Source organism: Amycolatopsis sp. H20-H5, from assembly GCF_035828755.1.
Classification (GTDB): Bacteria; Actinomycetota; Actinomycetes; order Mycobacteriales; family Pseudonocardiaceae; genus Amycolatopsis.
This window is the reverse complement of record NZ_JAYMZS010000010.1, coordinates 79,079-103,961: the sequence shown is the minus strand read 5'-3', so window position 1 is coordinate 103,961 and position 24,883 is coordinate 79,079. Positions and strand designations below refer to the sequence as shown.

Here is a 24,883-nt window from a genome sequence, read left to right as displayed (position 1 = left end):
CGTGCTGCTCGCCCGTTTCACCCGGCGTGGCCGCCGGATGGCGATGCGGGACTGTGACGGTCCGGCGCACGTCTTCCGGTCCGGCTCGTTCCTGTTCCGCACGCCCACCCAGGCCGAGTGCTGGGCCGGCAACGCGGCCGGGAGTGATCCCGAGGCGCAACGCTGGCTGGGTTGGTTGCCGCCGTCGATCGTGGCCGCGGAGTTCCGCGACCACTACCTGCGGGTCGTGCCGGGCTCCGGGATCGGGTTCTCCGGCAGTGAGGCGGTCGATCTGGTCATGATCGACCTCGCGGCGAATCGCTGTGCCGGGCTGGTCAGTGTGCACCAGGGCGCGGGCGGTTCGCCGGAGACCGGTGGGTACCTCGCGCCGGCGTATCGGGGCCGCGGCCTCGGCCGGGAGCTGTTCGCGGCGGGGATCCGGCTTGGTCACGAGCATCTGGGGCTGACGCGGGTGCGCGCCGGGGTCGAGGTCGGCAATTTCGCCAGTATCCGTTCGCTCGAAGCGGCCGGGATGGCGCAGGTGGACGGGCCGCCGCTGCATACGCTGCCGAACGGGGAGAAGATCGTGTCCCTGTGGTACCAGCATGATTCGCCGTCGGCTCGGCGGTGCACCGGCCCGCAGCGGACGTGGTACACCGCGCCGTCGGACGTCGCGCTGCCCGGCTGACGTTTCGGCCGCCGCCGACGTTTCCCCGGCTTATCTTGACGTCATGGAAGACGATGCCGGGACGTACGCCGTGCTCACCGATCCGTCGGCCGTCGTGCCGCCTGTGCCGCGGGACGGGCCGCCGGGAAGCGTTCGCTGGTTGCGCGCGAACGTCGCCAGGTTCAGTTCCGGGGACGAGCACGCGCGACGACGCCGCCTCGTGCTGGACGACCTCGCCGGAATCGACGTGGACCTGCTGCGGCGCGAGGCGTTCGAGCGCACGGTCGCGATGGTGGGCGCGACACGGGGTGAGCCGTTCGACGTGATGGCCGTGCTCGCGCGCCCGGTGCCGGTCGGGGTGCTCGCGGAGGCGCTCGGGCTGCCGGACATTGCCGCCGAGATTGCCGCCGACATCGCGGTGGTCGCCAAGGCCTATCACCCGCACGTCGAACCGGACGAGGCGGCCGAGCGGGCGTTGTCCCGGCTGATCGTGGTTTGCGGCGGGACGCCCGACGAGGTGACAGCGGCGCGCATCGGCTTGCTCATCCAGGCTTGTGACGCGACCGCCGGGCTCATCGGTAACGCGCTTTTGGCTCTGTTGAGGGGAAAATTCGCCGGTTCAGTGGAGGAGCTGCTCGCCGTGGTGGCGCGGGTGGATCCGCCAGTGCTGACCACCCGCCGCGTCGTCCGCGGTGAGCTCGTCGTGCTGCGGCTCACCGATGGTCTGGCGTTCGGCGCCGGGCCGAAGGCCTGCCCCGGCCGGTCGCCCGCGTTCGCGCTGGCCGCCGGGATCGTCGCGGCGTTGCGCGGCTGCCGTCTCGTTGAGCGGGAAATCCCTTACGAGCTTTCGCCGAACCTGCGGATGCCCGCGGTTCTGCTGATGACCGCGGCCGGGACTGTCGGACCCCTGTGCTAAGAAATACCGCAGCTGGCGGAGGGTCCAGTCCTGGGGAAGGTACTTGGTCATGCTCTATTTCGACGGCCTGCTCGGCTGTGTCACGCTCGGTCTGTGGATTTTCTGTCTCGTCGATGTGGTGGTGACCGAAGAGGGGTCCTGCCGCAACCTGTCGAAGGGCCTGTGGCTGCTTCTGGTGCTGCTCTTGCCGCTCGTCGGGTCGATCATCTGGCTGGTGGCGGGGCGGCCTGAGCAGCAGGTCCGTGCCCGGCGCGGCCCGTACGAACGGCACGCGCCGTCGTTCCCGGAGTACGACAGGCCGGGCAGGTTCGCCGCCGGTGACTCGGCGGGAGACGAGGAGTTCCTGCTGCAGTGCCGCGAGCGCGCGGAGGCGCAGCGGCGCCAGGCGCGGGAGAAGCAGTCGGACTAACAGTCGCTGCCGGAGCAGTCTTGCGGGCGTTCGGCGCAGGTGCCCGCTGTGTAGGCGCGCAGCGCGCCGATCACGACGTCGCGTTCGGCGGGGCTCAGCGGAGCCAGCGCGCCGGTCCAGGCCTTGGCGCCGCTGGCGAGCCAGGCGTCGACGGCCGGGCGTCTTTCGCCGGTGATGCTGACGATGGTGCGGCGGCGGTCGGCCGGGTCCTCGCGCCGGTCCAGCACGCCCTGTTTGCTGAGGTCGCCGATCATCAGGCTGGCCGTGGTCGGCGCGAGTTCCAGGCGCCGGGCGAGTTCGGTGACCGTCATCGGCCCGTCGAAGAGGAGGAACGAGAGCAGGGACAGGTGCCGGGGCGCGAGGGAGAGCCCGCGGAGTTCGTCGGGGATCGGGGCTCGTTTCACCGCCCCGATGAGCCGGGGCATGAGCAGCAGGAGCTGCCGGACGCCGTCTTCGACGCTCGGTCCCTCAGCCGTTGACATGCCTTTGACTCCAAAGTAGTTTTGATCACAAATTGATAGGGCGGACCGCCCGACTCTAGCGAAGGATCGCCTCGGATGAGCGAAATTCTCGACTGGAACAAGAACGTCATCGCGGAGTTCCGCGCCAACGGCGGCAAGGTGGGCGGCCAGTTCGAGGGCGGGAACCTGCTGCTCCTCACCACGACGGGGGCCAAGAGCGGCCAGCAGCGCACCTCGCCGCTGGTGTACCTCGAGGACGGCGAGCGCTTCGTCATCGCCGCTTCGTACGCGGGTTCGGACCAGAACCCCGCCTGGTACCACAACATCCTGGCCGAGCCGAAGGTCACGGTCGAGGTGGGCGAAGAGAAGTTCGAGGGCACCGCGGCCGTCGTCGAGGACCGTGCCGACCGTGACGCGCTCTACGCGAAGCTGATCGCCATGATGCCCGGCTTCGGGGACTACGAGAAGAAGACGAAGCGGCTGATCCCGGTCGTCACGCTGCAGCGCTGACCGATCCGGTCGCCCGGCCCGCCCGGCCGGGCGGCCTGTCTATCCGGTCACGAGGTTGTGGTTGACCCGGAACAGGTTCTCCGGGTCGTGCACGGCCTTGAGTGCGGCGAGCCTGCGCAGCTCTGCCGCCGGGTAGACGGTGGCCGCGTGCTTGCCGGCGGCGCTTTCGCCGTAGACGAAGTTCAGCAACCGGCCGGTCGTCCGGGGCCGCAGTGCCTCGAACAGCAGCCCGTGCCGACGCCGCACGGCCGTTACGCCGTCCTCCTCGATCACCGCGAGCGCGCGGACGGTGAAGCGCGCGCTCCGGTCCCAGCCGACACCGGGGACGTCCGGGGTGCGGCTGAGCGCGCCGCCGAGCAGGTCGATGATCAGCACCGACGGCTTCGGCGAACCGGGCCCGGTCAGCTCCAGGATGCTGTCGATCATCGGGTCCGTCAGCTCGCTGACCGTCGCGTTGTCGCCGTGGTACGGGTGCGGATGCGGCGGCTCGCTGGCGATCGAGCCGGACTCGGTGAAGGGCAGCTCGCCCAGGGTGTCCTTGAGGACGGGCCCGGCGGCGCGCAGTGGCGCGACCAGGCGCTCGCCCTCCTCGAATGAACCGGTGAAGGCGATCCTGAGGTGCGCGACGTGCCGTCCACGCAGGTCGGCGGGCATCATCGGCAGGTCGGGGAACGGGATCAGCGCGATCGACGAGTTCAGCTCGTCCGGCACCGTCGCGGTCCAGTCCCGCCAGCCGCGCAGGACGTCGCCGATCTGCGCGGCGTCGAAATACAGGCCGCCGCCATAGAGCCTGGTCACCGGCACGAGGCCGACCTCCAGCGAGGTCACGACGCCGAAGTTGTCCCGCCCGCCGCGCAGTGCCCAGAACAGGTCCGGTTCGCTCTCGGCGGTGACGTGCCGGGCGCGGCCGTCGGCGGTGACGACGTCGAGCGCGCGGACGTGGTCGGTGGCGAGCCCGAACTGCCGGGAGAGCAGGCCGAACCCGCCGCCGAGCGTGTACCCGACGGCTCCGACGCCCGGCGAGCTGCCGCTCAGCGGCGCGAGGTCGTGCTTCGCGGCCTCCGCGATCACCGCGCCCCACAGCACGCCCGCCTCGATCCGGACGGTGCGCGCGGCCGCGTCGACCTCGATCCCGGTCAGCCGCCGGGTGCTGATCAGCAGGCCGCCCTCGGCCGGGACGGTCAGCCCGTGCCCGGTCGCCTGCACCGCGACCGCGAGGCCGTGGAGCCCGGCGAACTCGACGGCCGCGACGACGTCCGCCTGGCTCGTCGCGCCGACGATGACCGCGGGCCGGTGGCGGACCCCGGTCTGAAATCCGGCCGTTTCGTCGGCGTAGCCCGCTTCGCCGGGGACGAAGACGGGCCCGTCGACCTGCTCGGTCAGTTTGGTGAGGTCGAGAGTGGTTTCGCTCATGCCCCCAGCCTGCTGCGGAATAAACTAGAAGTCCAAGAGCTGGTTTATCTGCGTACTAGAATCAGCAGTTATGGAACTGAGGCAGCTGGAGTACTTCGTGGCCGTGGCCGAGGAGGCCAACTTCACCCGCGCGGCCGAGCGCGTGCACGTCGCCCAGCCCGGGGTGAGCGCGCAGATCCGCAAGCTGGAACGGGAGCTGGGCCAGCCGTTGCTGGACCGCTCGCGGCGCACGGTCCGGCTGACCGAGGTCGGCGCCGCGGCCCTGCCACCCGCCAAGGCCGCGCTGGCCTCGGTGGCCGCCGTCCGCCTGGCCGTCGACCAGCTGTCCGGGCTGCTGCGGGGTCAGGTCGCGATCGGGATGGTGACCTCGTACGGGCCTGTCGACCTGCCGGGCCTGCTCGCCCGGTTCCACGAGCTGCATCCCGCGGTCGAGATCACGTTGTCGGCGGCCAACTCGGGCACGATGTTCGACGCGATCCGCGACGGCGGGCTCGACCTGGCGCTGGTCGGCGTCGCGAGCGTCCCGCCGGAGGGGATCGAGATCCTGGTGGTGCGCGACGAGGAGTTCGTCGCCGTGGTCGGCCTGGGGGATCCTCTCGCGACAAGGAACACGGTCACCCTGGCCGAGCTGGAATCCCTCCCGTTCGGTTGCCTGCCGAAGGGCACCGGCCTGCGCACGGCTCTCGACGAGGCGCTGACCGCGGCGGGGCTGAGGCCGCGGATCGCTTTCGAGGCCGGAGATCCCAACGTCCTCGCGCACCTCGCGGCGAACGGACTGGGCGTGGCGATCGTGCCGGAGTCCCTGGCGCGGGCGTACTCGGATCGCCTGCACCTGCTCACCGTGACGCAGCCGCGGTTGCGTGGCCGCCTTGGCCTCGCGTGGCGTGCGGACGGGCCGATCAGCCCCGCGGCTCAGGCCTTGATCTCGCTGGCCCGGGTCGCGTTGGTGGCTTGAAGCAGCTTGAGGGCGGCTTCGGAAGGTGAGCCGGGCTCGGCGTTGAACACGACCAGCCGCTGGCCTTCGTCGTCCGGGAGGCGCAGCAGTTCGTCGGCGAGGGTGAGCCTGCCCGCGACGGGATGGGCGTACTCGCGGGTGTGGGACGCGCAGGTCCGCACCGGATGCGCCGACCACCGCGCGGCGAACTCCGTGCTCTTCATCGTCAGCTCGCCGATCAGCTCGTGCAGGCGCAGGTCGTCCGGATGGCGCCCGGCGATCAGCCGGAGGTCCGCGATGGTGTCGTCCGCCTTCCGCGCCCAGTCCACGAACAGCTCGCGGGTGTGCGGGTCGAGGAAGAACAGCCGCGCCCAGTTGGGCCGTGCCGCCGGAAGCTGGGGCGCCTCGACGTCGAGATGTCCCGCGAGCAGCGCGTGCGCCATCGGGTTCCAGGCGAGCACGTCGGTGCGCCGCCCGAGCACCAGCGCGGGCACCTCCGCGAACGAGTCGATCATGACGCGGATGCCCGGCCGGAGGACCTCGGGCCGTGGACGGCGGCGCGACTGGGCCTTCCGGTGCGCGAGGCCGTGCAGGTGGGTCCGCTCGTCGTCGTCCAGGAGCAGTGCGCGGGCGAGCGCGTCGAGCACCGCTTCCGAAGCCGTCGCGCGCTGCCCCTGCTCCAGGCGGGTGTAGTACCCGGCGCTGACCCCGGCGAGCTGCGCCAGTTCCTCCCGGCGCAGCCCCGGCACACGGCGGCGGCCGCCGAACTCGGACAGCCCGACGTCCCCGGGGCTGAGCCGGGCGCGGCGCGAGCGCAGGAACTCGCCGAGGAGCGCACCTTGATCCATCTCACCAGCATGCCGCGAATTCCCCGTTCCTGCCTGCACCTGACAGGTGCTGGGTAACCGCTCCCGGTTCCGGCAGAGTCGGAAACGCCACGGCAGGCCGGGACAAGGGAGTTGCTTCGTGAGGATCATCGTCATCGGCGCGACCGGCACGATCGGCTCGGCCGTCGCCGGGGTTTTGGCCGCGGACCACGAGGTGATCCGCGCGTCCCGCCGCGGCGAAGCGCGCGTCGACCTGACCGACCCCGCCTCGCTCGACGCGCTGTTCGCGTCCGCCGGGGACGTCGACGCCGTCGTCTGCTGCGCGGCCAACGCGCCGATGTCCCCGCTGCTCAGCGGCTCTGACGAGGAGTTCACCCGGGGCCTCGAAGGCAAGCTGCTCGGCCAGGTACGCCTGGTGCGCCGCGCCGCGAACCACCTGCGCGACGGCGGCTCGATCACCCTGACGGGTGGTGCCTTCGCCCGTCCGACGCCGGGAGGCGCCTTCGGCACGCTGGTGAACGCCGGGATCGAGGCCTTCGCCCGTGCGGCCGCGGTGGAGCTGCCGCGCGGCCTGCGGATCAACGTCGTCAGCCCCGGCTGGGTCACCGAAACCGCACTGGAGCTGGGCCTGGACCCGTCGGGCACCACCCCGGTGGCCGAGGTGGCGGCGGTCTATCGCGACTTCGTCGAAGGCAGGCCGGTCAGTTCGGCGACAGCCGCCACAGCGAGGTGATCTCGGCGGCGCGGGCAGCGTGCAGCGGATCCGTTTCGTCTGCTGTCGCCGGATGACCCGGGCGGGTGTCCAACCGGTCCAGCACCCGCAGGCCCGCGTCGGCGAACGCCTTGAGCAGCTCGTCGCGCGTGCGCAGCTCCAGCCGTTCGGCGAAGTCCGACAGCACGAGCCAGCCTTCACCGCCCGGCTCGAGGTGCGCTCCGAGCCGGTCGAGGAAACTGCGCAGCATCCGGCTGCCCGGGTCGTAGACGGCCCGCTCCAGCGGGGCGTGCGGACGGGCCGGGACCCACGGCGGGTTGCACACGACGAGCGGCGCGCGGCCGGGCGGGAACAGGTCCGTGCGCACGGTCTCGCAACGTTCGCTCAGCCCGAGGCGAGCGAAGTTGTCCTTCGCACAGGCGATCGCGGCCGGGTCGACGTCGGTCGCGACGACCCGCTCGACACCGCGGCGGGCCAGCACCGCGGCCAGCACGCCGGTGCCGGTGCCCAGGTCGAAGGCCAGCGTCCGCGCGGGCAGCGGCGCCTCGGCGACCAGGTCCACGTACTCGCCGCGGACGGGGGAGAAGACGCCGTAGTGCGCGTGGACGCGCTCGCCGAGCGCCGGGACCTGCACGCCCTTCTCGCGCCACTCGTGCGCGCCGATGACACCGAGTAGCTCACGCAGCGGCACCAGCGACGTCGTCGACGAAGCGCCGTAGACCTCCGTGCACGCTTGCCGCACGTCGGGCGCGCGGCGCAGCGACAACACGTGCCCTGGGCCGAGCGGCACGAGCAGATTGCGCAGGACCCGCGCGCGGTGCGAGCGCTGTTCGCGGTAGCGGTGGAAGGTCTCGGCGGGGGAGCCCGAGGGCTGGTCCTGCGTCCCGGCGACGCGGCGGGCCAGCGCGCTGAGCAGCTGGCGGGCGTTCTGGAAGTCGCCTTCCCATGCCATCGCCGTGCCCTGCGCGGCCCACTGCTGCGCCTTGTCCGCGGTGAGCCGGTCATCCACCGCGACGACGTGGGTGGGCGGCGGGGAGCCCTCGGCGGACAGCCAGTTGAACTGCCTGGTCTGATTGTCCGAAGTGGACTGGACGGTGATCGTGGTCTCGGTGTTCATGATCAGGTTTCAGCCGTTCGCAGGCACGGCGTCAGCGGCATGAACAGGTGTCGACATGTCGGCGAGCTTACTCCTGAGGAGTTGCGTCCCGGCCCGGCCGGATACCCTGAGCACTTCGCTCGGGGCCGCAGACAACCAGGGGAAGTCCGTGATGACGTCCGTCCACTCCGCCGTCGACCAGGCCGGGCCTTCGGTCGCCGAGCCTCGCGGGCGCCGCACGCCACTGATCGTCGTGAGTGTGGTCCTGCTGGCCGTGTTCCTGATCGGCGCGTGGTCCGCTTGGTTCTTCACCATCGACGACGCGTTCATCAGCTTCCGGTACTCCGCGAACCTCGCCGCCGGGAACGGCCCGGTCTGGAACCTCACCGGTCAGCGGGTGGAGGGGTTCACCAACTTCGCCTGGGTGGTGTGGGGCGCGGCCGGGTCCGCGCTGGGCGTCGCGCTGCCGATCTTCATGAAGCTCACCTCGCTCCTGCTCGGCCTCGCCACGCTGGCGATGCTCCTGCGTGAGGGACACCGCCGGGCGGGCCTGCTCGGCGCGGTCGTCGCCGCCGGGGCGTACGTCGTCTTCCTGCCGACGTACTTCCATCTCACCAGCGGGCTCGAGACCGCGGCCTTCGCCGCCGTGCTGGTGCGCGTGGTGGTCGTGGGGCTGCGGGTGCTCGCGCGCGAGCCGGTGCGCGCGTGGGAGCCGCCGGTGCTCCTGCTGGTGCTCGGCATGGTGCGCCCCGAGGGCGTCCTGGCCGCGCTGCCCGTGGTCGCCGTCTGGTTCTGGCAGGAGCGCAAGCAGGTCGCCGCCCGCTGGTGGACCGTGGGCGCGGTCGTCGCGGGCGCGGTGTACTTCGGCTGGCGGTGGAATTTCTACGGCCAGCTGCTGCCGAACACGTTCTACGTCAAGTTCGGCCACCTCGACGCCGGGACAGTGTGGACAGAGCACATCGTTCTGCTGCTGCTCCCGCTGTTCCTGCTCACGTTGTCGCTGCTGATCCGCCGCTCGACCCGCGCGAGCGGACTGCTGGTGGGCGGGACGGTGCTGGCGACCTACTTCACCTACGCGGTGTCCGGGCCGACGATGGACTACCTGGACCGCTTCGCCGATCACGCGTTCCCGGTGCTGTGCCTCGGCGCCGGGCTCGCCGCCGGTCAGCTGGCGAACCGGTGGGTGGGCGCGCTGCTCGGCGTCGTCGCGGTCGGCTGGACCGCGGTCGCGGGGGTCAACGAACCAGATCTGGGGACCATCGTGAACTACGGGCCGGATCTGCAGCGCGCCCACGTCGCGATCGGCAAGGGCCTGGCCAGGGCACAGGTGCCGCCCGGTGCGCAGACCCTCGCGATCGGTGACGCCGGAGCGATGCCGTACTACAGCGGCTGGGAGGCGATCGACTACATCGGCCTCAACGACCGTGCGATCGCCCGCGGTGCGGACCCGACGGCGGTCGTGGCCACTGCAAGGCCGACCGTGGTTGTGCTGACCTCGTCGGGCCCCGAGCCCGCGGCGTCGCGGTACGGCGTCCGGAGCGCCGAAGTCACCGCCGGTTACGAGCAGGTGGCCGCGGTCCAGATGCGGGACGGGTACTGGGAGAACGTGTTCGCGCTGCCGCAGTACGCCGCCACGGTCCAGCAGAATCTGCGTACCGAGCTGGACATTGCGAAGAAACAGAACGATCCGGGCAGGTACGAGGACACGGTCGATCGCTGGCTCGACAGGCTCCGTTCGCAGCTTCCCGGATTCTGACGCCGTTTCACACACCGTCATCACAGCTGCACGGACTACCGTGCGAAGGAGACGGGAAGCGGAGGCGAACGGTGGCCGATTGGGACGGGCGTGGACTGCCGCCGGTGGCCAGGGCGCGCGTCGAACGGTTCGCTTCGTCGGGCCTGCGCACCTCGCTGCTGTCCGTCCCCGCGACCGTGGGCATCGAAACCGCCGGGTTCACGCCCGTCGGCGAGGTGATGGGCTGCATCGTCCAGAGCGTCAGCCCGGTGCTGGGGCTGGGCGGCACGATGGCCGGTGTGTCGATGGAGCCGTACGAGGCCTCGCTGCGGCGGGGCTACGGGACGGCACTCGATCGGCTGAAGCAGGAGGCCGCCGCGATCGGGGCGGACGGGGTCGTCGGGATCACCTTCACCACGACGAACGTCACCGAGAACGCGCGGGAGTTCGTCGCGCTCGGCACGGCTGTGCGGGCCGAGACCCCGCAGCGGCCCGGCAGGCTGTTCACCACCGAACTCGCCGGGCAGGACGTCGCGAAGCTGCTGTTGTCCGGCTGGGTCCCGGTCTCGGTGGCGATCGGCGTCTCGGCGCTGGCCGAGTACCTCTACAACGCACAGCTCAATTCCGGCTGGGGCGGCAACTTCGAGGTCGAGTCCTACACCCGGCTCATCACCCGGGTTCGCTCCGCCGCACGCGGGCAGTTCGCGGGCCGGATCCGCGAGTCCGGCGCGGACGGGGCGATCGTTTCCCGGATGGGACTGGACACCTGGCGGCTCGGCGAGGTCGCCGTCGCCGCCAGGTCGATCGTGATCGGCACCGCCGTGACGCGGTTCCACCGGGGCCCGGCCGTGCGCCCGGCCACGTTGACCATGCTGCCCGTGCGGCAGCGCTGAGGAGGCTCGATGACCACGGTGGATCCCGCCGCGACGAACATCCCCGAGGACGCGATGCGGCGCCTGTCGGAGATGAAACCCGGCCAGGCCACCAGCCTGTTCACCTCGGACCTGACCGTGAACGAGTTCCTGCTCGTGCGCGAGGCGGGCTTCCGGCCGTTGGGGCTGGTGCTGGGTTCGAGCATCTACCACGTCGGGTTCCAGATGGGCCGGTGGAGCAAGAACCAGGAGCTGGACCGGCTTTCCGCGGCGATGTACCACGCCAGGGAGCTGGCGATGTCGAGGATGGAGGCCGAGGCCGACGTGCTCGGCGCGGACGGCATCGTGGCGGTGCGGCTCGAGATCGAGTTCAAGGAGTTCGGCAACGACCTCGCCGAGTTCGTCGCCGTCGGCACCGCGGTGAAGGCCGACGAGCCGGGCGAATGGCGCAACAACACCGGCAAGCCGTTCACCTCGGACCTGTCCGGGCAGGACTTCTGGACGCTCGTGCAGGCCGGGTACGCGCCGCTGGGCATGGTGATGGGCTCGTGCGTCTACCACATCGCGCACCAGCGGTTCCGCCAGGCGATGGGCAACATCGGCCAGAACGTCGAGATCCCGCAGTTCACCGAAGCGCTCTACGATGCGCGTGAGCTGGCGATGTCGCGGATGCAGGCCGAGGCCGAGCAGCTGCAGGCGGAAGGGATCGTCGGTGTGCAGCTGCTTTCCCTGCCGCATCGCTGGGGCGGGCACACCACGGAGTTCTTCGCGATCGGCACCGCGGTCAAACCGCTGCGCGCCGATCACCACATCGCCAAACCGCAGCTCGTGCTGCCACTCACCGATTGATGAGCGCTGACTGATGGGTAGCGGAGCCGAGCTCGGTCCGATGGGCGAGTTCCATGTGCAGGTCGCGGCGTTGCGGTCCGACCGGTCCGACGTCGAGTCCTACGCGCGGGTGCTGTCGGAAACCCTGGGCGACGCCCTGCCGTCCGGCATGGTCGAGGTGGAACGCCGCCGGACGCTCGCCGACCGGGTCGGCGGCCGCGCGGGGCAGCCCGTCGCGCTGCGGATCGTCACCGAGAACCGGCGGCTGGAGCTCAGCGTCGGCAAGCACGGCGGCCTGAAAGCCGAGATACACCAGGCTGTTCGCGGCGTGGTGATCAAGCGCCAGGAGGTCGACGTCGAGGAGTGGCTCACCGCGCTCGCCGACGAACTCACCCAGCTCGCGGCCCGTGACGCTGTGGCGCGGGACGCCCTTTCCCGCCTGTTCGGCAGCTGACCGCGCCCCCTCCCCACGACCGTTTCGATTGCCCCTGAAGGCCATCCTTGACAGCGCCCCCACGCGACGGCGTTAAACGCCGTCATGGTGGCCTTCAGGGGCAACTGATAAGCGTGGTCACTGTGTGGGAGCGTCCGTCGCCGCCGATTCCGCCCGGCTGACCCGCTCCGCCTTGGCCAGCACGAACGCGGGCAGCAGGGCGAGCACGGTGAGGCCGATGACCCAGTACTGCGCCCCGCCCATCGCGTCCGCGGCCGCCTCCGGCGAGGGGTTGTCCGGCAGTGTGTTCTGGTAGATCACGGTCAGCAGGGCGATGCCGAGCGAGCCGCCGAGCCGCTGCATGAGGTTCAGCTGCGGGGTGGCGTGCGGGATCTGGTCCTTGCGGACCACCGCGTAGGTGGTGGACATCGCTGGCACCACGGTGAGCCCGGTCGCGACACCGCGGGCGACGAACACGATGCCGAGCCACCAGTAGCTCTCGGTCGTGCCGATGACCGCGAGTGGGATGGTGGCCAGCAAAGCGAGTACCAGCCCCGAGATGACGACCTTGCCGCCGCCGAAGCGGTCGCACAGCGAGCCCGAGATGGGGGTGGCGATGAGCGCGCCGATCGCCTGCGTGGCGACCAGCAGGCCCGCCACCAGCGGGGTTTCGCCCCTGGCCTGCAGGAAGTACAGCGGGAGCAGGGCCAGCGAGCCGTACAGCACCGCGCCGAGGCTGAACGACGTGATGCACGCCGAGGAAAACGCCTTGTTGGCGAAAAGACGGAGATCCAGCAGCGGCTCTTTACTGCGCAAGGAGTGCCGGATGAAGGTGCCGAGCAGCACTACCGCGACCACGATCAACGCCGCGCTGAACCCGGCGCGCGGATTCCCGGGAATGGTGACGTCCGCGATTCCGTAGGTCAGCATCGGCATTCCGATCGCGGTGAGGGCGAGACCGAAACTGTCGAATCGACCGGCCGGGCCCCCCGGCGTCCGCTCCAGCATGAACCAGGCGAAGATGAGCGCCACCACGCACAGGGGGACGTTGATGAGGAACAGTGAACGCCAGCCGAAGTGGTCGACCAGCAGGCCGCCCAGCGTCGGCCCGAGCAGCGGCGCCAGCACGATCGGCACGCCCATCAGCGCCATGATCCGGCCCAGCTGGTCACGCCGCGCACGGGCGGCGAGCAGCATCTGCCCGGCGGGAACCAGCAGGCCACCGGTCATGCCGAGGACGCCGCGGGCGGTGATCAGCAGGCCGATCGAGTTGGCGGCGGCACCGACGGCCGAGACGATCGTGAACAGGGCGAGCATGGTCAGCCACAGCCGCACCGCGCCGAAGCGCTTGGCCAGCCAGCCCGCGAGCGGGATCACGGCGGCGTACCCGAGCAGGTACGCGGTCATGGTCCAGTGGGTGGCTTCCGCGGAGGAGTGCAGATCGCCGCTGATTTTCTCCAGTGCGGCATTGAAAACGGTCGTGGTCAGCGCCGACATGAAAGCGCCGAATGCCACGATGGCGGCCGTCATCACGATAGCCGCAGGCAGCTTCGCTGGTGCGGCCGGAGTCGCTACGGGTGGGGCTTTCGTGCCGATCTGTTCGGGTGGCATCGGGGCTCCTGGGAGAATTCCTTAATAACATTAAATACCGTAGCTTAAGTATATTAAGTCGTCAACGTCCTCTTCTGGAAGGAGCGATATGGCCCTCTCGCGGCAGGTCATCCTCGAGACCGCGCTGCAGCTGCTCGACGAGGTCGGCTTGGACAAGCTGACCCTCCAGCGGATCGCCGACGTCCTCGGCGTGCAGACCCCGGCGCTGTACTGGCACATCAAGAACAAGCGCGAGCTGCTCGCGCACATGGCGGACGAGCTGGTGCGGTCCCAGTTCGAGGACTTCGCGCCGCCGCGGCCCGGCGAGCCGTGGGATCAGTGCATGGTCGATCTGGCGAGGCGCATCTACCGCACCCTGCTCTCCCGCCGCGACGGCGCCCGGCTGTTCGCGGGCGCCCATCTGCAGCACGGCTTCGCTCAGCGCAGCCTGGAGAACGTCCTCGCCGCGCTGCGTTCGGCCGGTTTTACGACTTTCGAGGCGCTGACGGCGTGCAGCACTCTGGTCAACTACACGACCGGGACCGTCATCGAACAGCAGAGCGTCGCGTCGATGCGCGCCTCGGGCGCAAAGGAAGCCCCTCAGGCTGACGGCATCCCTGGCGGGCCGGACGAGCTCAGCACCGCCGAGGTCTCCGCGCTGTTCAACCAGGAGGCCATGTTCGAACGAGGCCTGGAGATCATCGTGGCGGGCATGGGCGCCAAGTTCGCCCGCGAGGTCAACCCGGCGACCTGACCCGGTGACACCAGCTGGACGGCCGACTCGCCCCAGGGGCCGCCCCGCTGGGCTCGGTGTGTTCCTTTCCGACGGTTCGTTTTTCTCACTTCGGCGCCATCCGCACGGCCGGGTTTCCGCGCGGGCGGTAACGAATCCGCGGGTTGTGACGACTGATGGACAGCACCCTGTCTCCGAACCGATTGTCTTCACCGCACGGTCTTGAGCGGCATCCCCCGGAATGAAATAGAGAGACTATGAACCTGCACGGAAGCTGGCGAAGAACCGCAATTGTGTCGATGGTCGCCGCGACGGCCGCGATCGGCCTGGTGAGCCCCTCGGTGGCGTTCGCCGCACCGCCCACCAGCTCGGCGGTCGTCAGTCCCGCCTCGGTGGCACGCGGGGACACCTTCACCGTCACCGAGCAGATCTACAACTCTCAGAGCTTCACCGTCACCGGCGGCAAGGCGGCCCTCTACGGCCAGCAGTCGGCGATCACCGACGTCGTCGACGTCGTGTCCTGCACCGGCACCATCGCGCCGTGCGGCGTGCTCGGCAGCAGCCTCCGCGGCGCGGTGGGCGACGTCGGCGCCGGCGAAAGCCGCACCGTCGTGTTCACCCTGAAGGTCAAGGACACCGCGCCCGCCGGGGCGGTGACGCTGCAGAGCCAGTTCGTCGGCGACAACTACTCGTTCGAGACCCTCGACGGCCCGGTCCTGACCGTGACCGGGGCTTCCTTGAACGCCGACGTCGGCGTTTCGCTGAACGCGTCCGCGTCCGGCCTGCTGTCCTCGACGGTGGACTACACCATCCGGGTGACCAACAGTGGCCCCGCCACCGCGACCGGCATCCACCTGGTCGCGACCTACGCGGCCGGCCTGCAGTTCTCCCACTCCGCCGACTGCACGCGCGTGGGCAGCACCAGGACGGTCAGCTGTGACGTCGCTTCGCTGGCCTCCGGCGGCAGCAAGACGCTGCGGTTCTCGGCAGGCGCGGTCCTGCTGACGGTCGGCTCCCTGTCGACGACCGTGGTCCGCCAGGCGAGCTCGCCCACCGACCCGAACGCGAGCAACGACAGCGCCACCAAGACCTGCTCGGCACTCACCGGACTCCTGGTGAGCTGCTGATCCAGCCGCGACAACGGGCCCCGTTCACCTGGTGGTGGACGGGGCCTGTTGTTTCCGGGAAAAGCGCGCCTGGCGGATATTTTCTTCTCGCCGAATGCGGAGGTCTTGAACGAACCGCGGGACCTGAGAACGAGTAAAGCCGCCATTCGTGTGGAGATTTCCGTCGTTTACCCGGCGACAGGGGCCGGGGCGCGAGGGGGACTTCACGGCAGCCGATCGAGAAGGTAGCCTACCCTAATAACGTATGCAGATATGCGCGTACTCGCATGAGCTACCCGGTGGTCCGGCGGCAGGGCTGCTACGCTGCGGCAAGACATGCGCATATCTGCATATCTCGACGGAAGGGGCGGTCGCATGGCACACGGACACGGGCACGGCGTCCAGGTCGACGCCGACCGCCGCTACCTGTGGCTGTCGCTGAGCCTGATCCTCGGGTTCATGGCCGTGGAAGTCGTCATCGGGCTGCTCGCCGGCTCGCTCGCGCTGCTGGCCGACGCCGGTCACATGGTGTCCGACGCCGCGGCCATCGGCCTGGCCCTGCTGGCGATGCGCCTGGCCGCCCGCCCGGCCTTCGGGGCGTACACCTTCGGCCTGAAGCGCGCCGAGATCCTGTCCGCGATGGTCAACGGGCTGACGTTGCTGGTCATGACGGTGTACTTCGTGATCGAGGGCATCAAGCGGCTGATCGACCCGCCCGCGGTCTCGGGCGGGCTGGTGCTGACGGTCGCGCTGGCGGGCATCGTCGTCAACTTCGCCGCGACCCTGCTCCTGAGCAGGGCGAATCGCCAGAGCCTCAACATCGAAGGCACCTACCAGCACATCCTCACCGATCTGTACGCCTTCGCCGGCACCGCGGTCGCCGGGCTGGTCGTGCTCACCACCGGCTGGAACCGCGCCGACGCGGTGGCCACCCTGTTCGTCGCGCTGCTGATGGGCTTCGCCGCGTACAAGCTCGTCCGCGAGTCGGCCCGCGTGCTGCTCGAAGCGGCGCCCCGCGGCCTCGATCCGGTGGTCATCAAGGCCGAGCTCGCGGCGGTGCCCGGCGTCACCGATATCCACGACCTCCATATCTGGGAGGTCACCTCGAACTTCCCGGCCGTCGCCGCGCACGTGATCATCGAGCCCGATTTCGACTGCCACGAGCGCCGGGGACACCTGGAGGGCCTGCTCGCCGGGGCCTACGGCATCCGCCACTCCACGTTGCAGGTCGACCACCGGGACTCCGTCTGCCACAGCGGGGAGGTCAGCGACGCGGGGCACCACGACGATCACGGCTGCCCCAGCATCGCCGTCCCGCGCAAGCCCTCAGAGTCCTCAGCGCACGCGGCGCACCAGCACCGCTAGCGGCAGGTACCGGCCAGCACGACGACGCCGGTCCGCCGGGCTCTCTACTGTCCTCACGCTGCTCGACGCGCGGCGAAAGGACCGGTGATGGCACAGTTCGACAGGTGGTCGGTGCAGGTCGACGGCCGGTCCTATCCGCTGCACGAGGACTTCGACTCCTTCGGCGCCGACGCTGCGGACGGCAAGATCGCCCTGCTGAGGACCACGATCGCGGGCCTGTCGATGGACGACGAGAGCAGGCTTTTCGCCGTCCTGTCGGAGACATTCGGCGAGAACTCGCCCGAGACCCACGCGCTGCTCTACGCGGGATTCCATTGCCTGTACTGCTTCCGGCGGTACTCCTCGGCCAGGCTGGTCGTGCGCGACGCGGTGCGCAGGGGTTCCGTCCAGGACGTCGAGGACCTCACCGAGTGCGTCGACTGCGGTGGGGAGGACGCCGTGTGGGTCTACGACCCGGCGTTGCGGACGGGGGACGTCGCCGAGGTCCGCGACGCCCCGCCGATCCACCTCGCGCCCGCGTCGCTGGATGCCAGGGTGGTCCTGCCGCAGCCCGGACTCGACGACGAGCTGGCCAACCGGGTCACCGCGCAGCTGCTCTTGCTCGAACAGCGGGACCCGGCCGCCGACATCCGGCTGTACATCAACTCGCCGGGCGGCTCGGTGACCGCGGCGATGGCGGTCCTCGACACGATCAGGCGCCTCGAGCCCGAGGTGTCCACCGTGGTGCTGGGGCTCGCCTCGGGCACCGCGCAGCTGCTGCTCGCCGCCGGTGCGCGGGGCAAGCGGTACGCGTTGCCGCACGCCAGGATCCTGCTGACGTGCCCGGCGGATCCAGCGGGCACGAGGCCGGACGGCTCGCTCGACGAGTGGGCCCGCGAGCTCGCCAGGATCACGGCGGAGAACACCGGCCAACCTGTCGAGCGGGTCAGCGCGGACGCGGCTCGGGGGAGCTGGTTCTCCGCCGAGGACGCGCTGGACTACGGCCTCGTCGACCGGGTTCTTCCCCGCGCGAACGGCTGACGCGCTCACTGCTGTGCGACCCGGTGAACGCTCGGGCAAGGTGGGAAGTGTTCTGCCACCGAGGTTCGAAGGGTCTCCCATGAGCACTGAACTCGCCGGATCGACAGCGCTGGTCACCGGGTCCACCAGCGGCATCGGCCAGGCCATCGCCGAGACGCTCGCCGGGCTCGGCGCGCACGTGATCGTCTCCGGCCGTCACCTCGGCCGCGGCGAGCAGGTCGTCGGGGAGATCCGCGCGGCCGGGGGCGAGGCCGACTTCGTCGCGGCCGACCTGAGCGGCCTCGACGGCGTCCGCTCCCTCGCCGGGCAGGCGATCGCGGTCACCGGCCAGGTCGACATCCTGGTCAACAACGCGGGCATCTTCTACAGCGGCGGCCCGACCGCCGAAACGACCGAAGCCGAGTTCGACGCCCACTACGACGTCAACGTGAAGGCGCCTTACTTCCTCGTCGGAATCCTCGCGCCGCACATGGCGGCGCGCGGCGGGGGCGTGATCGTCAACCTCGCGACCGGCGCCGCGCACAAGGGGTTCGCCGGGGTCGCGCTGTACGGCTCGACCAAGGCCGCTTTGCTGCTGCTGACCAAGAGCTGGTCGGCGGAGTACGGGCCGAGCGGGGTCCGCGTGAACGCCATCAGCCCCGGCCCCGTGCACACCCCTGGCACGGCCGTGCTGGGCGAGGGCATCAACGTCTTCGCCGAGGGCACCCCGGCCGGCCGTGTCGCCGAGCCGCACGAGATCGCCTCCGTGGTCGCGTTTTTGGTGTCCGGCAAGGCTTCCTACATCCACGGCGTGACCCTGCCCGTCGACGGTGGAGCCGCCGCCGTCTGACCTCGCCGCGGCTCAGAAGGCCAGGTGGAACAGGTCGTTCAGCAGTTTCGAAACCGGGATGATCCCCGACAGCAGGGAAACGACCCTGACCGCCGTGCCCTGGATGGGGTACGTCTTCTCCCCGGCGAGGTGTTCGGCCTCGATGACGGCGACGCGGGCTTGGAGCGGGTCGCCGCCGTCGCGGAGGTCTTCGATCTCCTGGTTGAGCTTGATTCCCCTCAGCCGCACGGTCTTGGCGAACGTCTTCGCGACACCGAAGCGCAGAGTCGCGACCAGGACGATGTTGAGCACGGTCCCGCCGAGCGCGACGAAGATCAGGATGGCGTTGGTGATGATCCGGACCGCGGTACTCGCGTCGGGGTCGCGCAGGATGTAGATCAGCGCGATCACCGAAAAGATGAAGGAGATCGAGGACAGGTAGGCGATCGCGATGATCCTGCCCACCGGGCGCCAGCCGTGGTCCCGGTCGATGCGGGCCGGCACGTGCCGGAAGACCATCGACTTCGGCGCCGCCAGGAAGATCCTGGACAGGTGGTAGTAGATGTAGGCCTGGCAGCAGGCGAAATAGGTGCCGACCGAGCCGATGACGATCCACGCGACGGCCATGCCCGGATTCCGGTCCCACGCGGCCCACCAGCTGGATCGGAAACCGAGCTGGATCGCCTCGCTGGGATGCGCGACCCCCTGGTTGGTCGCCGTCGCCTTGAACCAGTGGTTGTTCCCGGCCACCCAGTAGTAGAAGCCCACGCCGAGCACGAACACCGCGACCAGCAGGAGCAGCTGCCACCGGATGCGGACGCTCAGCCACTTCTTGATGTCCTGGTAGTGCTTCCGCATCGGCTCTTTCTCGAGCTGTTCGGCGTCGAAGAGCCCGCTCGCCCCGCCGGCCAGCCGGACGTCCAGCGTCCGGAGTTTCTTGGTGAGCAGCAGGTAGTTGACGACGGCCACCTCGGACGTGATCCCCAGCAGCATGCTCGGCAGGTCGACCGCGAACGGCAGCGTCGTGCAGGTGAAGCCCTGGTTGTCGGCACCGAAGACGGACAGTTTCAGCGTCCGCCAGAAACCACACCCGGCGGCGCTGAAATCGCCGTGGAGTGCGGTGGACACCGTCACGAACACGATCACCGCGGGCAGGAACAGGATCAGGCCGACCTCGAGCGCGGGACGCGCGGGATTCCTACTGTTCGCCACTGAGCACCCCGAAGAGCCCTGCGAGCGTTTCGTGCGGCCGTTCCACGTGCGGGAAATGCGCGGCGTCGCCGACCAGGAAGGTCTCGGCGTCGGCGTGGATGCTGCGCAGCTTCACCATGTCGGTGGGCGGGACCAGCCTGTCCGCGGCCCCGAACACCGCGAAGATCGGGCACTTGATCTTGCTCCACTGCTGGTACGGGTCGTAGTCGACGCCGTTCTGCGCGGCCAGCACGAACGAGTCCGGCCGCATGCAGTTCGCCAGCGACACGAGGAAGCTTTTCCTTGCGCGCCAAGGATGTGCCAGAAAACCCCGCAGGGCCAGCGGCAGGATGTGGGCCCGCCTGCTCAGCCGCACCAGCTTCAGCCCGGTCGCACCGAGCCCGGCGAGCACGCTCTGCATCCAGTAGGCGATCGCGACTTTCTGGATCTTCACCAGACTCAGCCACGGGCTCTGCACGGTCTCGATCACGGAGAAATAGGCCCCGGCGACGAGATGCACGGAGCTGATGCGGCCGTCGCCCCGGCTGGCCATGTCGAGCGCGAGGAACCCGCCCATCGAGTGACCGACCAGCCGGCACGACGAATAGCCGCACGCGGTGACCACGGCCAGCAGCGCGGCCCCGACTTCGCGGCTGTCGAGGCTGCCCTTGGTGTTCTGCGACCGCCCGAACCCGGGCAGGTCGACCAGGATCACGTCGCCGAGCGCCACCCTGCGCTGTTCGGCGTGGGTCAGCAGCGGGGTCCAGGTGGTCCAGTCGTTCGCGACCCCGTGCAGGAACAACGTCACCTGGTCGCCGGACCGGCGTTCGCTGCGGACGAAATGCAGTTCTCCGAAGGGCCCGGCGTCGACGTCCCGCACGAGCCCGAAACGCGAGGGCGCCGGTTCGAGCTCGTAAGGGAAGTACCCATCGGATCTGGTCACGGCGTCTCCCGGACATAGGCAACTGGGAAGACAGTCGCGGCGGGAGACGTGGGCGTAACCCATTACCAGAGCCGTGAGCAAACAGTTACCTACCGGCGCGGATCAGGCCACGACCGGGCCGCCGTCGAGCGTCAGGAACGACCCGGTGGCGTATGTCGCCGTCCATGACATCGCTCTGAACGAGGTCTGCCTCGCCTGGGACAGCAGCCACCGCAGCCCGCTCATCCAGGCGTTCGCCACGCTTGCCGCAGCGCGGACTGCCTGATCAGCGGCGCTCGCGGACCGGTTTGGCCTGCTCGAAAAGGTCGAGCACGGGCAGCACCCACCTGTCCTTCACCGGCATGCCCGCGGCCTGCCAGTGCTCGATGAGCGCCCGCGAGAATTCTTCGAGCGAAGCGGGATCGCAGAGCTCGCGGATGACGGGAATCCCCGCGTAGACCTCGTCACGGCGTGACATCGCGAGCATGGTGATCACGTGCCCCGCGGCCGCGGGCGGCAACGCCAGCTCGCGGCTCCGCAACAGGATCGGCGGCAGTGCCTTCGGATCCGCCCAGTCACCGGGAACGGGCACCTTGGCGGGAACGCTCTCAAGCGGATCAACGGACAGCAGCACCTCGATCTCCCGCTGGGCCATGCGTCCGTGTTCCTGAGCCGTCGCCCGCGCCTGCGCGGGGATCAGCATGAGCGCGGCCTCGGCGTCACGCCGCCGTTTGACGACCGGCCCGAGTGCCGCGGGCACCAGGAACCGAGCGGCCCAGGTGGCGTGCCGCCGCAGCTAAGCCGTGGCCGTCGGGCGCGCGGATTTCAAGCGCACCAACCAGTCTGCCATCAGCGACGCGACTTCCGGGGTGACGAACGGCAGCAGCAGCTCGGCGGCCGTGGCGGGTTTGGCCTTCGCCATGTGCAGCACCGGGGGCAGCGCTTCGAGCCCGTAGCGGGCCACCAGCGGCTTTCCCCAGTACTGCGCGTCCCAGGAGCACTGACCCCCCGGCCGCCACGCGGCCAGCAACGGGCGGACGACGTTCTCGGGACCGGCGGTGAACAACGAGATGTGCTCGTACCAGTCCAGGCTCCCGGACCGGTAGGACTTCACGGCGGCCGCCGCGTCGTCGAACGGGAAGGCCGGATAGAGCCCACCGTCGACCTGCACCTTCCACGCCTCACGCTCGCCCGTGGCCCACTTGAGCGCTCGATGCTCCGGCACGGCCAGCCCCTGGACCACCACGGCACTGGCCGCCGGGCGCGCGACCGCCCACGGCGGGCTGTGCAGGATCGCGGGCAGGGCGTCGGCGGGCGCCTCGGGCAGCTGCCCGTAACCGACCGTGAACGGCTCGACGATCGGGCGCAGGTCGTCCGGAAGCACGGGCAGTACCGCGGCCATGAGCACAGGATTCTCTTGCACATGACCGCGCAGCACCTGCCCGGCGGCGACCGCGTTCACGGAGTTCCCGCCGGCGGCCGCGGCGAGCCGGTGTATCGCGCGGACGGGGTAGTCCTTGACCGCGGCCAGGACGGCAGGCAGCCCCGGCTTCGTGTCGAGCCGGTCCACCAGCAGGTCGAACGCCTCATCGGTCGGCAGCCGCACGAGGATGCCCCAAAGATCGCGGTCCTTCGGATGCCGATCGAGCAGCAGCGCGACCGTCGGCGCGACGCCAGTGCCGATGCCGTCGACGAGCGTGTAAAGGATGTCGCGGTAGTTCAGCTGCTCACGAAGGTGCGTTGTGAGGTGGACCTTTTCCAGCTGCTTCGCGGAGCCGAGCGAGCACAGCAGCATGCTCCAGTCGCCTTTCACCCCGCCCCGCATCGTCCCGGCGGCGCAGAGTTCGTCCACCCAGTCCTGGCGGGTGGGGACCAGGAACGACACGATCATCCGCGTCAGGTGCTCGCCACGATGAGCCTCAAGTGCCTCGACGGCGGCGTCGTAGCTGTCGTCATCGGCTGCGGCCAGCAATACCCGCGCCCGCGCCACGAGCGCGTCCGCCACCCAGAAGTGGAAGGCGGTATCCGGCGCCCTGAACCGGAGAACCCAGTTCACGGCAGCTTTCGAGCCCGCGGCTTCCAGCTCGACCCGCCCCAGCTCGACGGCGGCCTCAGCCGCGAACGTCAGCCCATGCTGGGTCGCCCAGGCGTCGACGATGTGCTCCGGCCCGGCCCGCTCGTCGTCGCCGTACACCCGCAGCACCAGCTGTGCCGCCACGGCAGCACCGAGCGGATCGGCCTCACCCGCCCGGTACGCGCGAAACGCGGTCAGCAGTGCAGCGTCCGCTCCGGCGAACAACGGCAGGGCTTCGTCCAACTTCGCCATGAGGAACGCCGCCGCGTCAGTATTGACACTCGTGGCCAGCCGCAGCCACCCACCACGGCGCGGATGTATGTGCTCCCGCCAGCTGACGGGCAGTACGAGCGCCGTCTCGTCGGGCAACTGCCCACCGGCGATTTTCCGCCCGCTCATGTCCGTCCTCCCCGTGCACCGCTGGCCGAACACCGACCGTACGACAGACCACCGACATTCCGCGCCCGCGCCGCCGCGGCGTCATGGCAGCATAGGTGCCCGCGGCGACGATCCCGCTGACCGAGGAGCCGGTCGGCCGCGCGGCGGACCGGCAGTCCTTCGAAAACACCGCCCCGCCTGATCAGCCCAGCACGATGACGTCGAGCCGCCCCGCCCGTCCCCGCAGCCCTCGGCCATTGCCCTGCGCGACAGTTTGTTCTGTACTTCCGCACTGCGGGAGCAGTTGATCACTGGCGGCCGAACTGTGGGAGACGATATACGTACTGTTGGCCCGCACGAGGAAGGATGAGTGGGCAGGTGCTGTCCAGGGGCCAGGTGGCCGCGACAACGAGTATGCGCTGGAACTCAGGACGACTGGAGATCCGAACATGAACCTCAAAGCTGGATCTGTAAGTGCCGACGTTGTGGCGGTTGGGGTACTTGCGTCGAATTCCATAGCCGGTCTCGGCGCGACAAACATTTTGAGCCTCAACCGGCGGCTGGAAGTGCTCGCCGACGCTGATCTGACGCGGGCCGAGGTGCTCTTGGTCGTCGAAGACAAAATCGACAACAAAGTCTTCGATCGTTTGCGAGAGGTTCGTACGGTGACGCGGTTTGAATCGCCACCGCGGTGCGTGATTGTCACCAACAATTTCCAAATTGGCATGTTGATGACGGCGATCGAATGTGGAATGACCGCGCTATTACAGCTCCGTGAAATCAGTGAACTGGAGCTTGTGCGGACCGTTCTCGCCGTCGGCGAGGGCCGGGCTCACCTGCCACCCGGGTTGCAGGGCGAGCTACTGACGCAGCTTGATCGTATGCGGCAGAAGATGCAGGAAATCAAAGGTATCAAGCTGTCGGGACTGTCCGACCGCGAGCGTGCCGTGTTTCGGCTGTTAGCCGATGGGCACCGTACTGAAGAGATCGCCCTGTTGCTCGCCTGCTCGGTGGGTACGGTGAAAAATATCATCCACTCCGTGATGTCCCGTTGCGGTTTCAATACCCGCGCGCAAGCGGTCGCCGCCGCGCTTCGTGCTGGACTTATCTGATATTTCTCAGTCCTCTTGCTGACGAAGTCTGCCGATTGCCTGCGAGCGGTCGCGCCGTCACCGAGGCGAAACGGCCCCGCGCGGCGCTAACGACCTGGAATCAGACGCGGGGCCAGTGGACTACCACTGGCCCCGCGTCTTAACTGATCCGTCAACAATCATGCCGCCCGCGCGTCAACCGCCGCTGCCGAAGCTGTATCGGCGCGGTTTAGAACGGGTAGAAGCTGGGGCCGTCCACCGTGCGAATGTTCGCGCCCGCGCGCCCGTCGTAGGTGAAAGAGCCAATGTACCTGTCGGGGTACACCATCTCGATGTCAACCCGCTCGGCGTGATCGCCACCGTAATTGAACGACTGACAGGTGCCTGCGTTGACAACGTAAGTACTGAACCCGCCGCGCTCGGGGAATGACGCGACAGACGCGTAGCTGCCACCCGAGCAGAGATAGAGGGTTCCGGGCGTGGCGGCCTGGGCAACACCAGCCGAACCGAAAGCGACAACGGCACCGACTGCACCTGATACGACGAGACCTCGAACAGCCAAGCGGTAAGCCGACTTCACAATAGTTACCCTTCCTGCGTGCACTGATAGAACCAAAACGACTAGAACACACCCGCCGGCGACTGGCCAAGAAGCCAACCCACGAAGTGTTTCTCCGGACAGTGAATTTTGACCGATCATGCTGAGCTGTTGTGTGCACTTGACGCGTGGCACGAGTGGGTCTAGGCGACAAACAGCGATGGCGGCGTCGTGCCGCCAACCGTTCGCAGCGAACACGGCCTGAGAGCTAATCG

The 24,883-nt window shown here is 69.3% G+C and carries 27 protein-coding genes; 17 read left to right on the top strand and 10 right to left on the bottom strand.

The genetic code is table 11. The annotated features are described in order from the left end of the window. Nucleotide 1 precedes the first annotated feature (1 nt). Genes QMK34_RS08150 through QMK34_RS08140 form a run of 3 tightly spaced genes read left to right on the top strand, consistent with a single transcriptional unit; the run spans nt 2 to nt 1,971 of the window. Nucleotides 2–667: a GNAT family N-acetyltransferase gene (locus QMK34_RS08150; RefSeq protein ID WP_326413077.1), complete on the top strand. Its 666-nt coding sequence runs from the start codon at nt 2–4 to the stop codon at nt 665–667. 43 nt (nt 668–710) lie between these two features. After that, the gene (locus tag QMK34_RS08145) at nt 711–1,562 is read left to right on the top strand and encodes a hypothetical protein (RefSeq protein WP_326413076.1); all 852 of its coding nucleotides are present in this window, start codon (nt 711–713) and stop codon (nt 1,560–1,562) included. A gap of 49 nt (nt 1,563–1,611) precedes the next feature. Beyond that, nucleotides 1,612–1,971, top strand: coding sequence for a PLDc N-terminal domain-containing protein (locus tag QMK34_RS08140; RefSeq protein ID WP_326413075.1), 360 nt, complete (start codon nt 1,612–1,614; stop codon nt 1,969–1,971). On the opposite strand, the gene QMK34_RS08135 is transcribed toward QMK34_RS08140, so the two are convergent. Next, entirely contained in the window at nt 1,968–2,453 is a 486-nt protein-coding gene (locus tag QMK34_RS08135; RefSeq protein WP_326413074.1) for a MarR family winged helix-turn-helix transcriptional regulator, read from the bottom strand. The genes QMK34_RS08140 and QMK34_RS08135 overlap by 4 nt on opposite strands. 75 nt (nt 2,454–2,528) lie before the next feature. On the opposite strand from QMK34_RS08135, the gene QMK34_RS08130 reads away from it, so the two are divergent. Then, the gene (locus QMK34_RS08130) at nt 2,529–2,942 is read left to right on the top strand and encodes a nitroreductase family deazaflavin-dependent oxidoreductase (RefSeq protein ID WP_326413073.1); all 414 of its coding nucleotides are present in this window, start codon (nt 2,529–2,531) and stop codon (nt 2,940–2,942) included. Nucleotides 2,943–2,981: 39 nt separating this feature from the next. On the opposite strand, the gene QMK34_RS08125 is transcribed toward QMK34_RS08130, so the two are convergent. Beyond that, a complete protein-coding gene (locus QMK34_RS08125) occupies nt 2,982–4,355 on the bottom strand; it encodes an FAD-binding oxidoreductase (protein ID WP_326413072.1) in 1,374 nt (457 codons plus the stop codon). A 70-nt stretch (nt 4,356–4,425) separates the two neighbouring features. Between QMK34_RS08125 and QMK34_RS08120 the strand changes: the two genes are divergently transcribed. Next, nucleotides 4,426–5,310, top strand: a complete 885-nt coding sequence (locus tag QMK34_RS08120) for a LysR family transcriptional regulator (protein WP_326413071.1) — start codon at nt 4,426–4,428, stop codon at nt 5,308–5,310. On the opposite strand, the gene QMK34_RS08115 is transcribed toward QMK34_RS08120, so the two are convergent. Then, the gene (locus QMK34_RS08115) at nt 5,268–6,137 is read right to left on the bottom strand and encodes a helix-turn-helix domain-containing protein (protein ID WP_326413070.1); all 870 of its coding nucleotides are present in this window, start codon (nt 6,135–6,137) and stop codon (nt 5,268–5,270) included. The genes QMK34_RS08120 and QMK34_RS08115 overlap by 43 nt on opposite strands. 118 nt (nt 6,138–6,255) lie before the next feature. Here QMK34_RS08115 and QMK34_RS08110 point away from each other — a divergent pair, with 118 nt between their 5' ends. Then, nucleotides 6,256–6,849: a short chain dehydrogenase gene (locus QMK34_RS08110; RefSeq protein ID WP_326413069.1), complete on the top strand. Its 594-nt coding sequence runs from the start codon at nt 6,256–6,258 to the stop codon at nt 6,847–6,849. Here QMK34_RS08110 and QMK34_RS08105 read toward each other — a convergent pair. Further along, entirely contained in the window at nt 6,818–7,945 is a 1,128-nt protein-coding gene (locus QMK34_RS08105) for a class I SAM-dependent methyltransferase (RefSeq protein ID WP_326413068.1), read from the bottom strand. The two genes, QMK34_RS08110 and QMK34_RS08105, sit on opposite strands and share 32 nt — an antisense overlap. 151 nt (nt 7,946–8,096) lie before the next feature. Here QMK34_RS08105 and QMK34_RS08100 point away from each other — a divergent pair, with 151 nt between their 5' ends. The 4 genes from QMK34_RS08100 to QMK34_RS08085 all read left to right on the top strand — a co-directional run bounded on the left by QMK34_RS08100 (nt 8,097) and on the right by QMK34_RS08085 (nt 11,813). Next, nucleotides 8,097–9,680: a hypothetical protein gene (locus QMK34_RS08100; protein WP_326413067.1), complete on the top strand. Its 1,584-nt coding sequence runs from the start codon at nt 8,097–8,099 to the stop codon at nt 9,678–9,680. Between the two features lie 71 nt (nt 9,681–9,751). Continuing rightward, on the top strand, nt 9,752–10,552 hold the full coding sequence (locus QMK34_RS08095) for a YbjQ family protein (protein ID WP_326413066.1): 801 nt from the start codon (nt 9,752–9,754) through the stop codon (nt 10,550–10,552). Nucleotides 10,553–10,561: 9 nt separating this feature from the next. Beyond that, nucleotides 10,562–11,380, top strand: a complete 819-nt coding sequence (locus tag QMK34_RS08090) for a heavy metal-binding domain-containing protein (protein ID WP_326413065.1) — start codon at nt 10,562–10,564, stop codon at nt 11,378–11,380. A 13-nt stretch (nt 11,381–11,393) separates the two neighbouring features. Further along, nucleotides 11,394–11,813 carry a hypothetical protein gene (locus QMK34_RS08085; protein ID WP_326413064.1) on the top strand — a complete coding sequence of 140 codons (420 nt, stop codon included), beginning with the start codon at nt 11,394–11,396 and terminating at the stop codon, nt 11,811–11,813. 117 nt (nt 11,814–11,930) lie between these two features. On the opposite strand, the gene QMK34_RS08080 is transcribed toward QMK34_RS08085, so the two are convergent. Beyond that, the gene (locus QMK34_RS08080) at nt 11,931–13,403 is read right to left on the bottom strand and encodes a DHA2 family efflux MFS transporter permease subunit (RefSeq protein ID WP_326413063.1); all 1,473 of its coding nucleotides are present in this window, start codon (nt 13,401–13,403) and stop codon (nt 11,931–11,933) included. 88 nt (nt 13,404–13,491) lie between these two features. Between QMK34_RS08080 and QMK34_RS08075 the strand changes: the two genes are divergently transcribed. The 5 genes from QMK34_RS08075 (at nt 13,492) to QMK34_RS08055 (ending at nt 18,435) form a co-directional block, all read left to right on the top strand. Next, on the top strand, nt 13,492–14,136 hold the full coding sequence (locus QMK34_RS08075; protein ID WP_326413062.1) for a TetR/AcrR family transcriptional regulator C-terminal domain-containing protein: 645 nt from the start codon (nt 13,492–13,494) through the stop codon (nt 14,134–14,136). A gap of 278 nt (nt 14,137–14,414) precedes the next feature. After that, nucleotides 14,415–15,242, top strand: a complete 828-nt coding sequence (locus QMK34_RS08070) for a hypothetical protein (RefSeq protein ID WP_326413061.1) — start codon at nt 14,415–14,417, stop codon at nt 15,240–15,242. Between the two features lie 354 nt (nt 15,243–15,596). Continuing rightward, a complete protein-coding gene (locus tag QMK34_RS08065) occupies nt 15,597–16,586 on the top strand; it encodes a cation diffusion facilitator family transporter (protein ID WP_326413060.1) in 990 nt (329 codons plus the stop codon). 87 nt (nt 16,587–16,673) lie between these two features. Continuing rightward, the gene (locus tag QMK34_RS08060; RefSeq protein WP_326413059.1) at nt 16,674–17,606 is read left to right on the top strand and encodes a ClpP family protease; all 933 of its coding nucleotides are present in this window, start codon (nt 16,674–16,676) and stop codon (nt 17,604–17,606) included. A 79-nt stretch (nt 17,607–17,685) separates the two neighbouring features. Continuing rightward, nucleotides 17,686–18,435, top strand: coding sequence for an SDR family NAD(P)-dependent oxidoreductase (locus tag QMK34_RS08055; RefSeq protein WP_326413058.1), 750 nt, complete (start codon nt 17,686–17,688; stop codon nt 18,433–18,435). A 12-nt stretch (nt 18,436–18,447) separates the two neighbouring features. On the opposite strand, the gene QMK34_RS08050 is transcribed toward QMK34_RS08055, so the two are convergent. Then, on the bottom strand, nt 18,448–19,626 hold the full coding sequence (locus tag QMK34_RS08050) for a hypothetical protein (protein WP_326413057.1): 1,179 nt from the start codon (nt 19,624–19,626) through the stop codon (nt 18,448–18,450). Further along, nucleotides 19,613–20,548, bottom strand: coding sequence for an alpha/beta fold hydrolase (locus QMK34_RS08045; RefSeq protein ID WP_326413056.1), 936 nt, complete (start codon nt 20,546–20,548; stop codon nt 19,613–19,615). Before QMK34_RS08045 ends, QMK34_RS08050 begins: the two co-directional genes overlap by 14 nt. 73 nt (nt 20,549–20,621) lie before the next feature. Between QMK34_RS08045 and QMK34_RS08040 the strand changes: the two genes are divergently transcribed. Beyond that, complete coding sequence (locus QMK34_RS08040; RefSeq protein WP_326413055.1) at nt 20,622–20,813, top strand: hypothetical protein; 192 nt, start codon at nt 20,622–20,624, stop codon at nt 20,811–20,813. Here QMK34_RS08040 and QMK34_RS08035 read toward each other — a convergent pair whose 3' ends face one another. Then, nucleotides 20,814–21,287: a hypothetical protein gene (locus tag QMK34_RS08035; RefSeq protein WP_326413054.1), complete on the bottom strand. Its 474-nt coding sequence runs from the start codon at nt 21,285–21,287 to the stop codon at nt 20,814–20,816. Nucleotides 21,288–21,323: 36 nt separating this feature from the next. Beyond that, nucleotides 21,324–23,000 (bottom strand): hypothetical protein, encoded by a 1,677-nt coding sequence (locus tag QMK34_RS08030; RefSeq protein WP_326413053.1) that lies wholly within the window; start codon nt 22,998–23,000, stop codon nt 21,324–21,326. 428 nt (nt 23,001–23,428) lie between these two features. Here QMK34_RS08030 and QMK34_RS08025 point away from each other — a divergent pair, with 428 nt between their 5' ends. After that, on the top strand, nt 23,429–24,091 hold the full coding sequence (locus QMK34_RS08025; RefSeq protein WP_326413052.1) for a helix-turn-helix transcriptional regulator: 663 nt from the start codon (nt 23,429–23,431) through the stop codon (nt 24,089–24,091). Nucleotides 24,092–24,299: 208 nt separating this feature from the next. Here the strand turns inward: QMK34_RS08025 and QMK34_RS08020 are convergent, their stop codons facing one another. After that, nucleotides 24,300–24,650 carry a hypothetical protein gene (locus QMK34_RS08020; RefSeq protein WP_326413051.1) on the bottom strand — a complete coding sequence of 117 codons (351 nt, stop codon included), beginning with the start codon at nt 24,648–24,650 and terminating at the stop codon, nt 24,300–24,302. Nucleotides 24,651–24,883 lie beyond the last annotated feature (233 nt).

What these genes read in the sequence shown, in the direction of transcription:
- QMK34_RS08070 (WP_326413061.1), top strand. Translation starts at nt 14,415, where the DNA reads ATGGTCGCCGCGACGGCCGCGATCGGCCTGGTGAGCCCCTCGGTGGCG.
- QMK34_RS08030 (WP_326413053.1), bottom strand. Translation starts at nt 23,000, where the DNA reads ATGAGCGGGCGGAAAATCGCCGGTGGGCAGTTGCCCGACGAGACGGCG.
- QMK34_RS08055 (WP_326413058.1), top strand. Translation starts at nt 17,686, where the DNA reads ATGAGCACTGAACTCGCCGGATCGACAGCGCTGGTCACCGGGTCCACC.
- QMK34_RS08120 (WP_326413071.1), top strand. Translation starts at nt 4,426, where the DNA reads ATGGAACTGAGGCAGCTGGAGTACTTCGTGGCCGTGGCCGAGGAGGCC.
- QMK34_RS08115 (WP_326413070.1), bottom strand. Translation starts at nt 6,137, where the DNA reads ATGGATCAAGGTGCGCTCCTCGGCGAGTTCCTGCGCTCGCGCCGCGCC.
- QMK34_RS08075 (WP_326413062.1), top strand. Translation starts at nt 13,492, where the DNA reads ATGGCCCTCTCGCGGCAGGTCATCCTCGAGACCGCGCTGCAGCTGCTC.
- QMK34_RS08140 (WP_326413075.1), top strand. Translation starts at nt 1,612, where the DNA reads ATGCTCTATTTCGACGGCCTGCTCGGCTGTGTCACGCTCGGTCTGTGG.
- QMK34_RS08080 (WP_326413063.1), bottom strand. Translation starts at nt 13,403, where the DNA reads ATGCCACCCGAACAGATCGGCACGAAAGCCCCACCCGTAGCGACTCCG.
- QMK34_RS08130 (WP_326413073.1), top strand. Translation starts at nt 2,529, where the DNA reads ATGAGCGAAATTCTCGACTGGAACAAGAACGTCATCGCGGAGTTCCGC.
- QMK34_RS08125 (WP_326413072.1), bottom strand. Translation starts at nt 4,355, where the DNA reads ATGAGCGAAACCACTCTCGACCTCACCAAACTGACCGAGCAGGTCGAC.
- QMK34_RS08085 (WP_326413064.1), top strand. Translation starts at nt 11,394, where the DNA reads ATGGGTAGCGGAGCCGAGCTCGGTCCGATGGGCGAGTTCCATGTGCAG.
- QMK34_RS08090 (WP_326413065.1), top strand. Translation starts at nt 10,562, where the DNA reads ATGACCACGGTGGATCCCGCCGCGACGAACATCCCCGAGGACGCGATG.
- QMK34_RS08065 (WP_326413060.1), top strand. Translation starts at nt 15,597, where the DNA reads ATGGCACACGGACACGGGCACGGCGTCCAGGTCGACGCCGACCGCCGC.
- QMK34_RS08135 (WP_326413074.1), bottom strand. Translation starts at nt 2,453, where the DNA reads ATGTCAACGGCTGAGGGACCGAGCGTCGAAGACGGCGTCCGGCAGCTC.
- QMK34_RS08100 (WP_326413067.1), top strand. Translation starts at nt 8,097, where the DNA reads ATGACGTCCGTCCACTCCGCCGTCGACCAGGCCGGGCCTTCGGTCGCC.
- QMK34_RS08025 (WP_326413052.1), top strand. Translation starts at nt 23,429, where the DNA reads ATGAACCTCAAAGCTGGATCTGTAAGTGCCGACGTTGTGGCGGTTGGG.
- QMK34_RS08145 (WP_326413076.1), top strand. Translation starts at nt 711, where the DNA reads ATGGAAGACGATGCCGGGACGTACGCCGTGCTCACCGATCCGTCGGCC.
- QMK34_RS08105 (WP_326413068.1), bottom strand. Translation starts at nt 7,945, where the DNA reads ATGAACACCGAGACCACGATCACCGTCCAGTCCACTTCGGACAATCAG.
- QMK34_RS08060 (WP_326413059.1), top strand. Translation starts at nt 16,674, where the DNA reads ATGGCACAGTTCGACAGGTGGTCGGTGCAGGTCGACGGCCGGTCCTAT.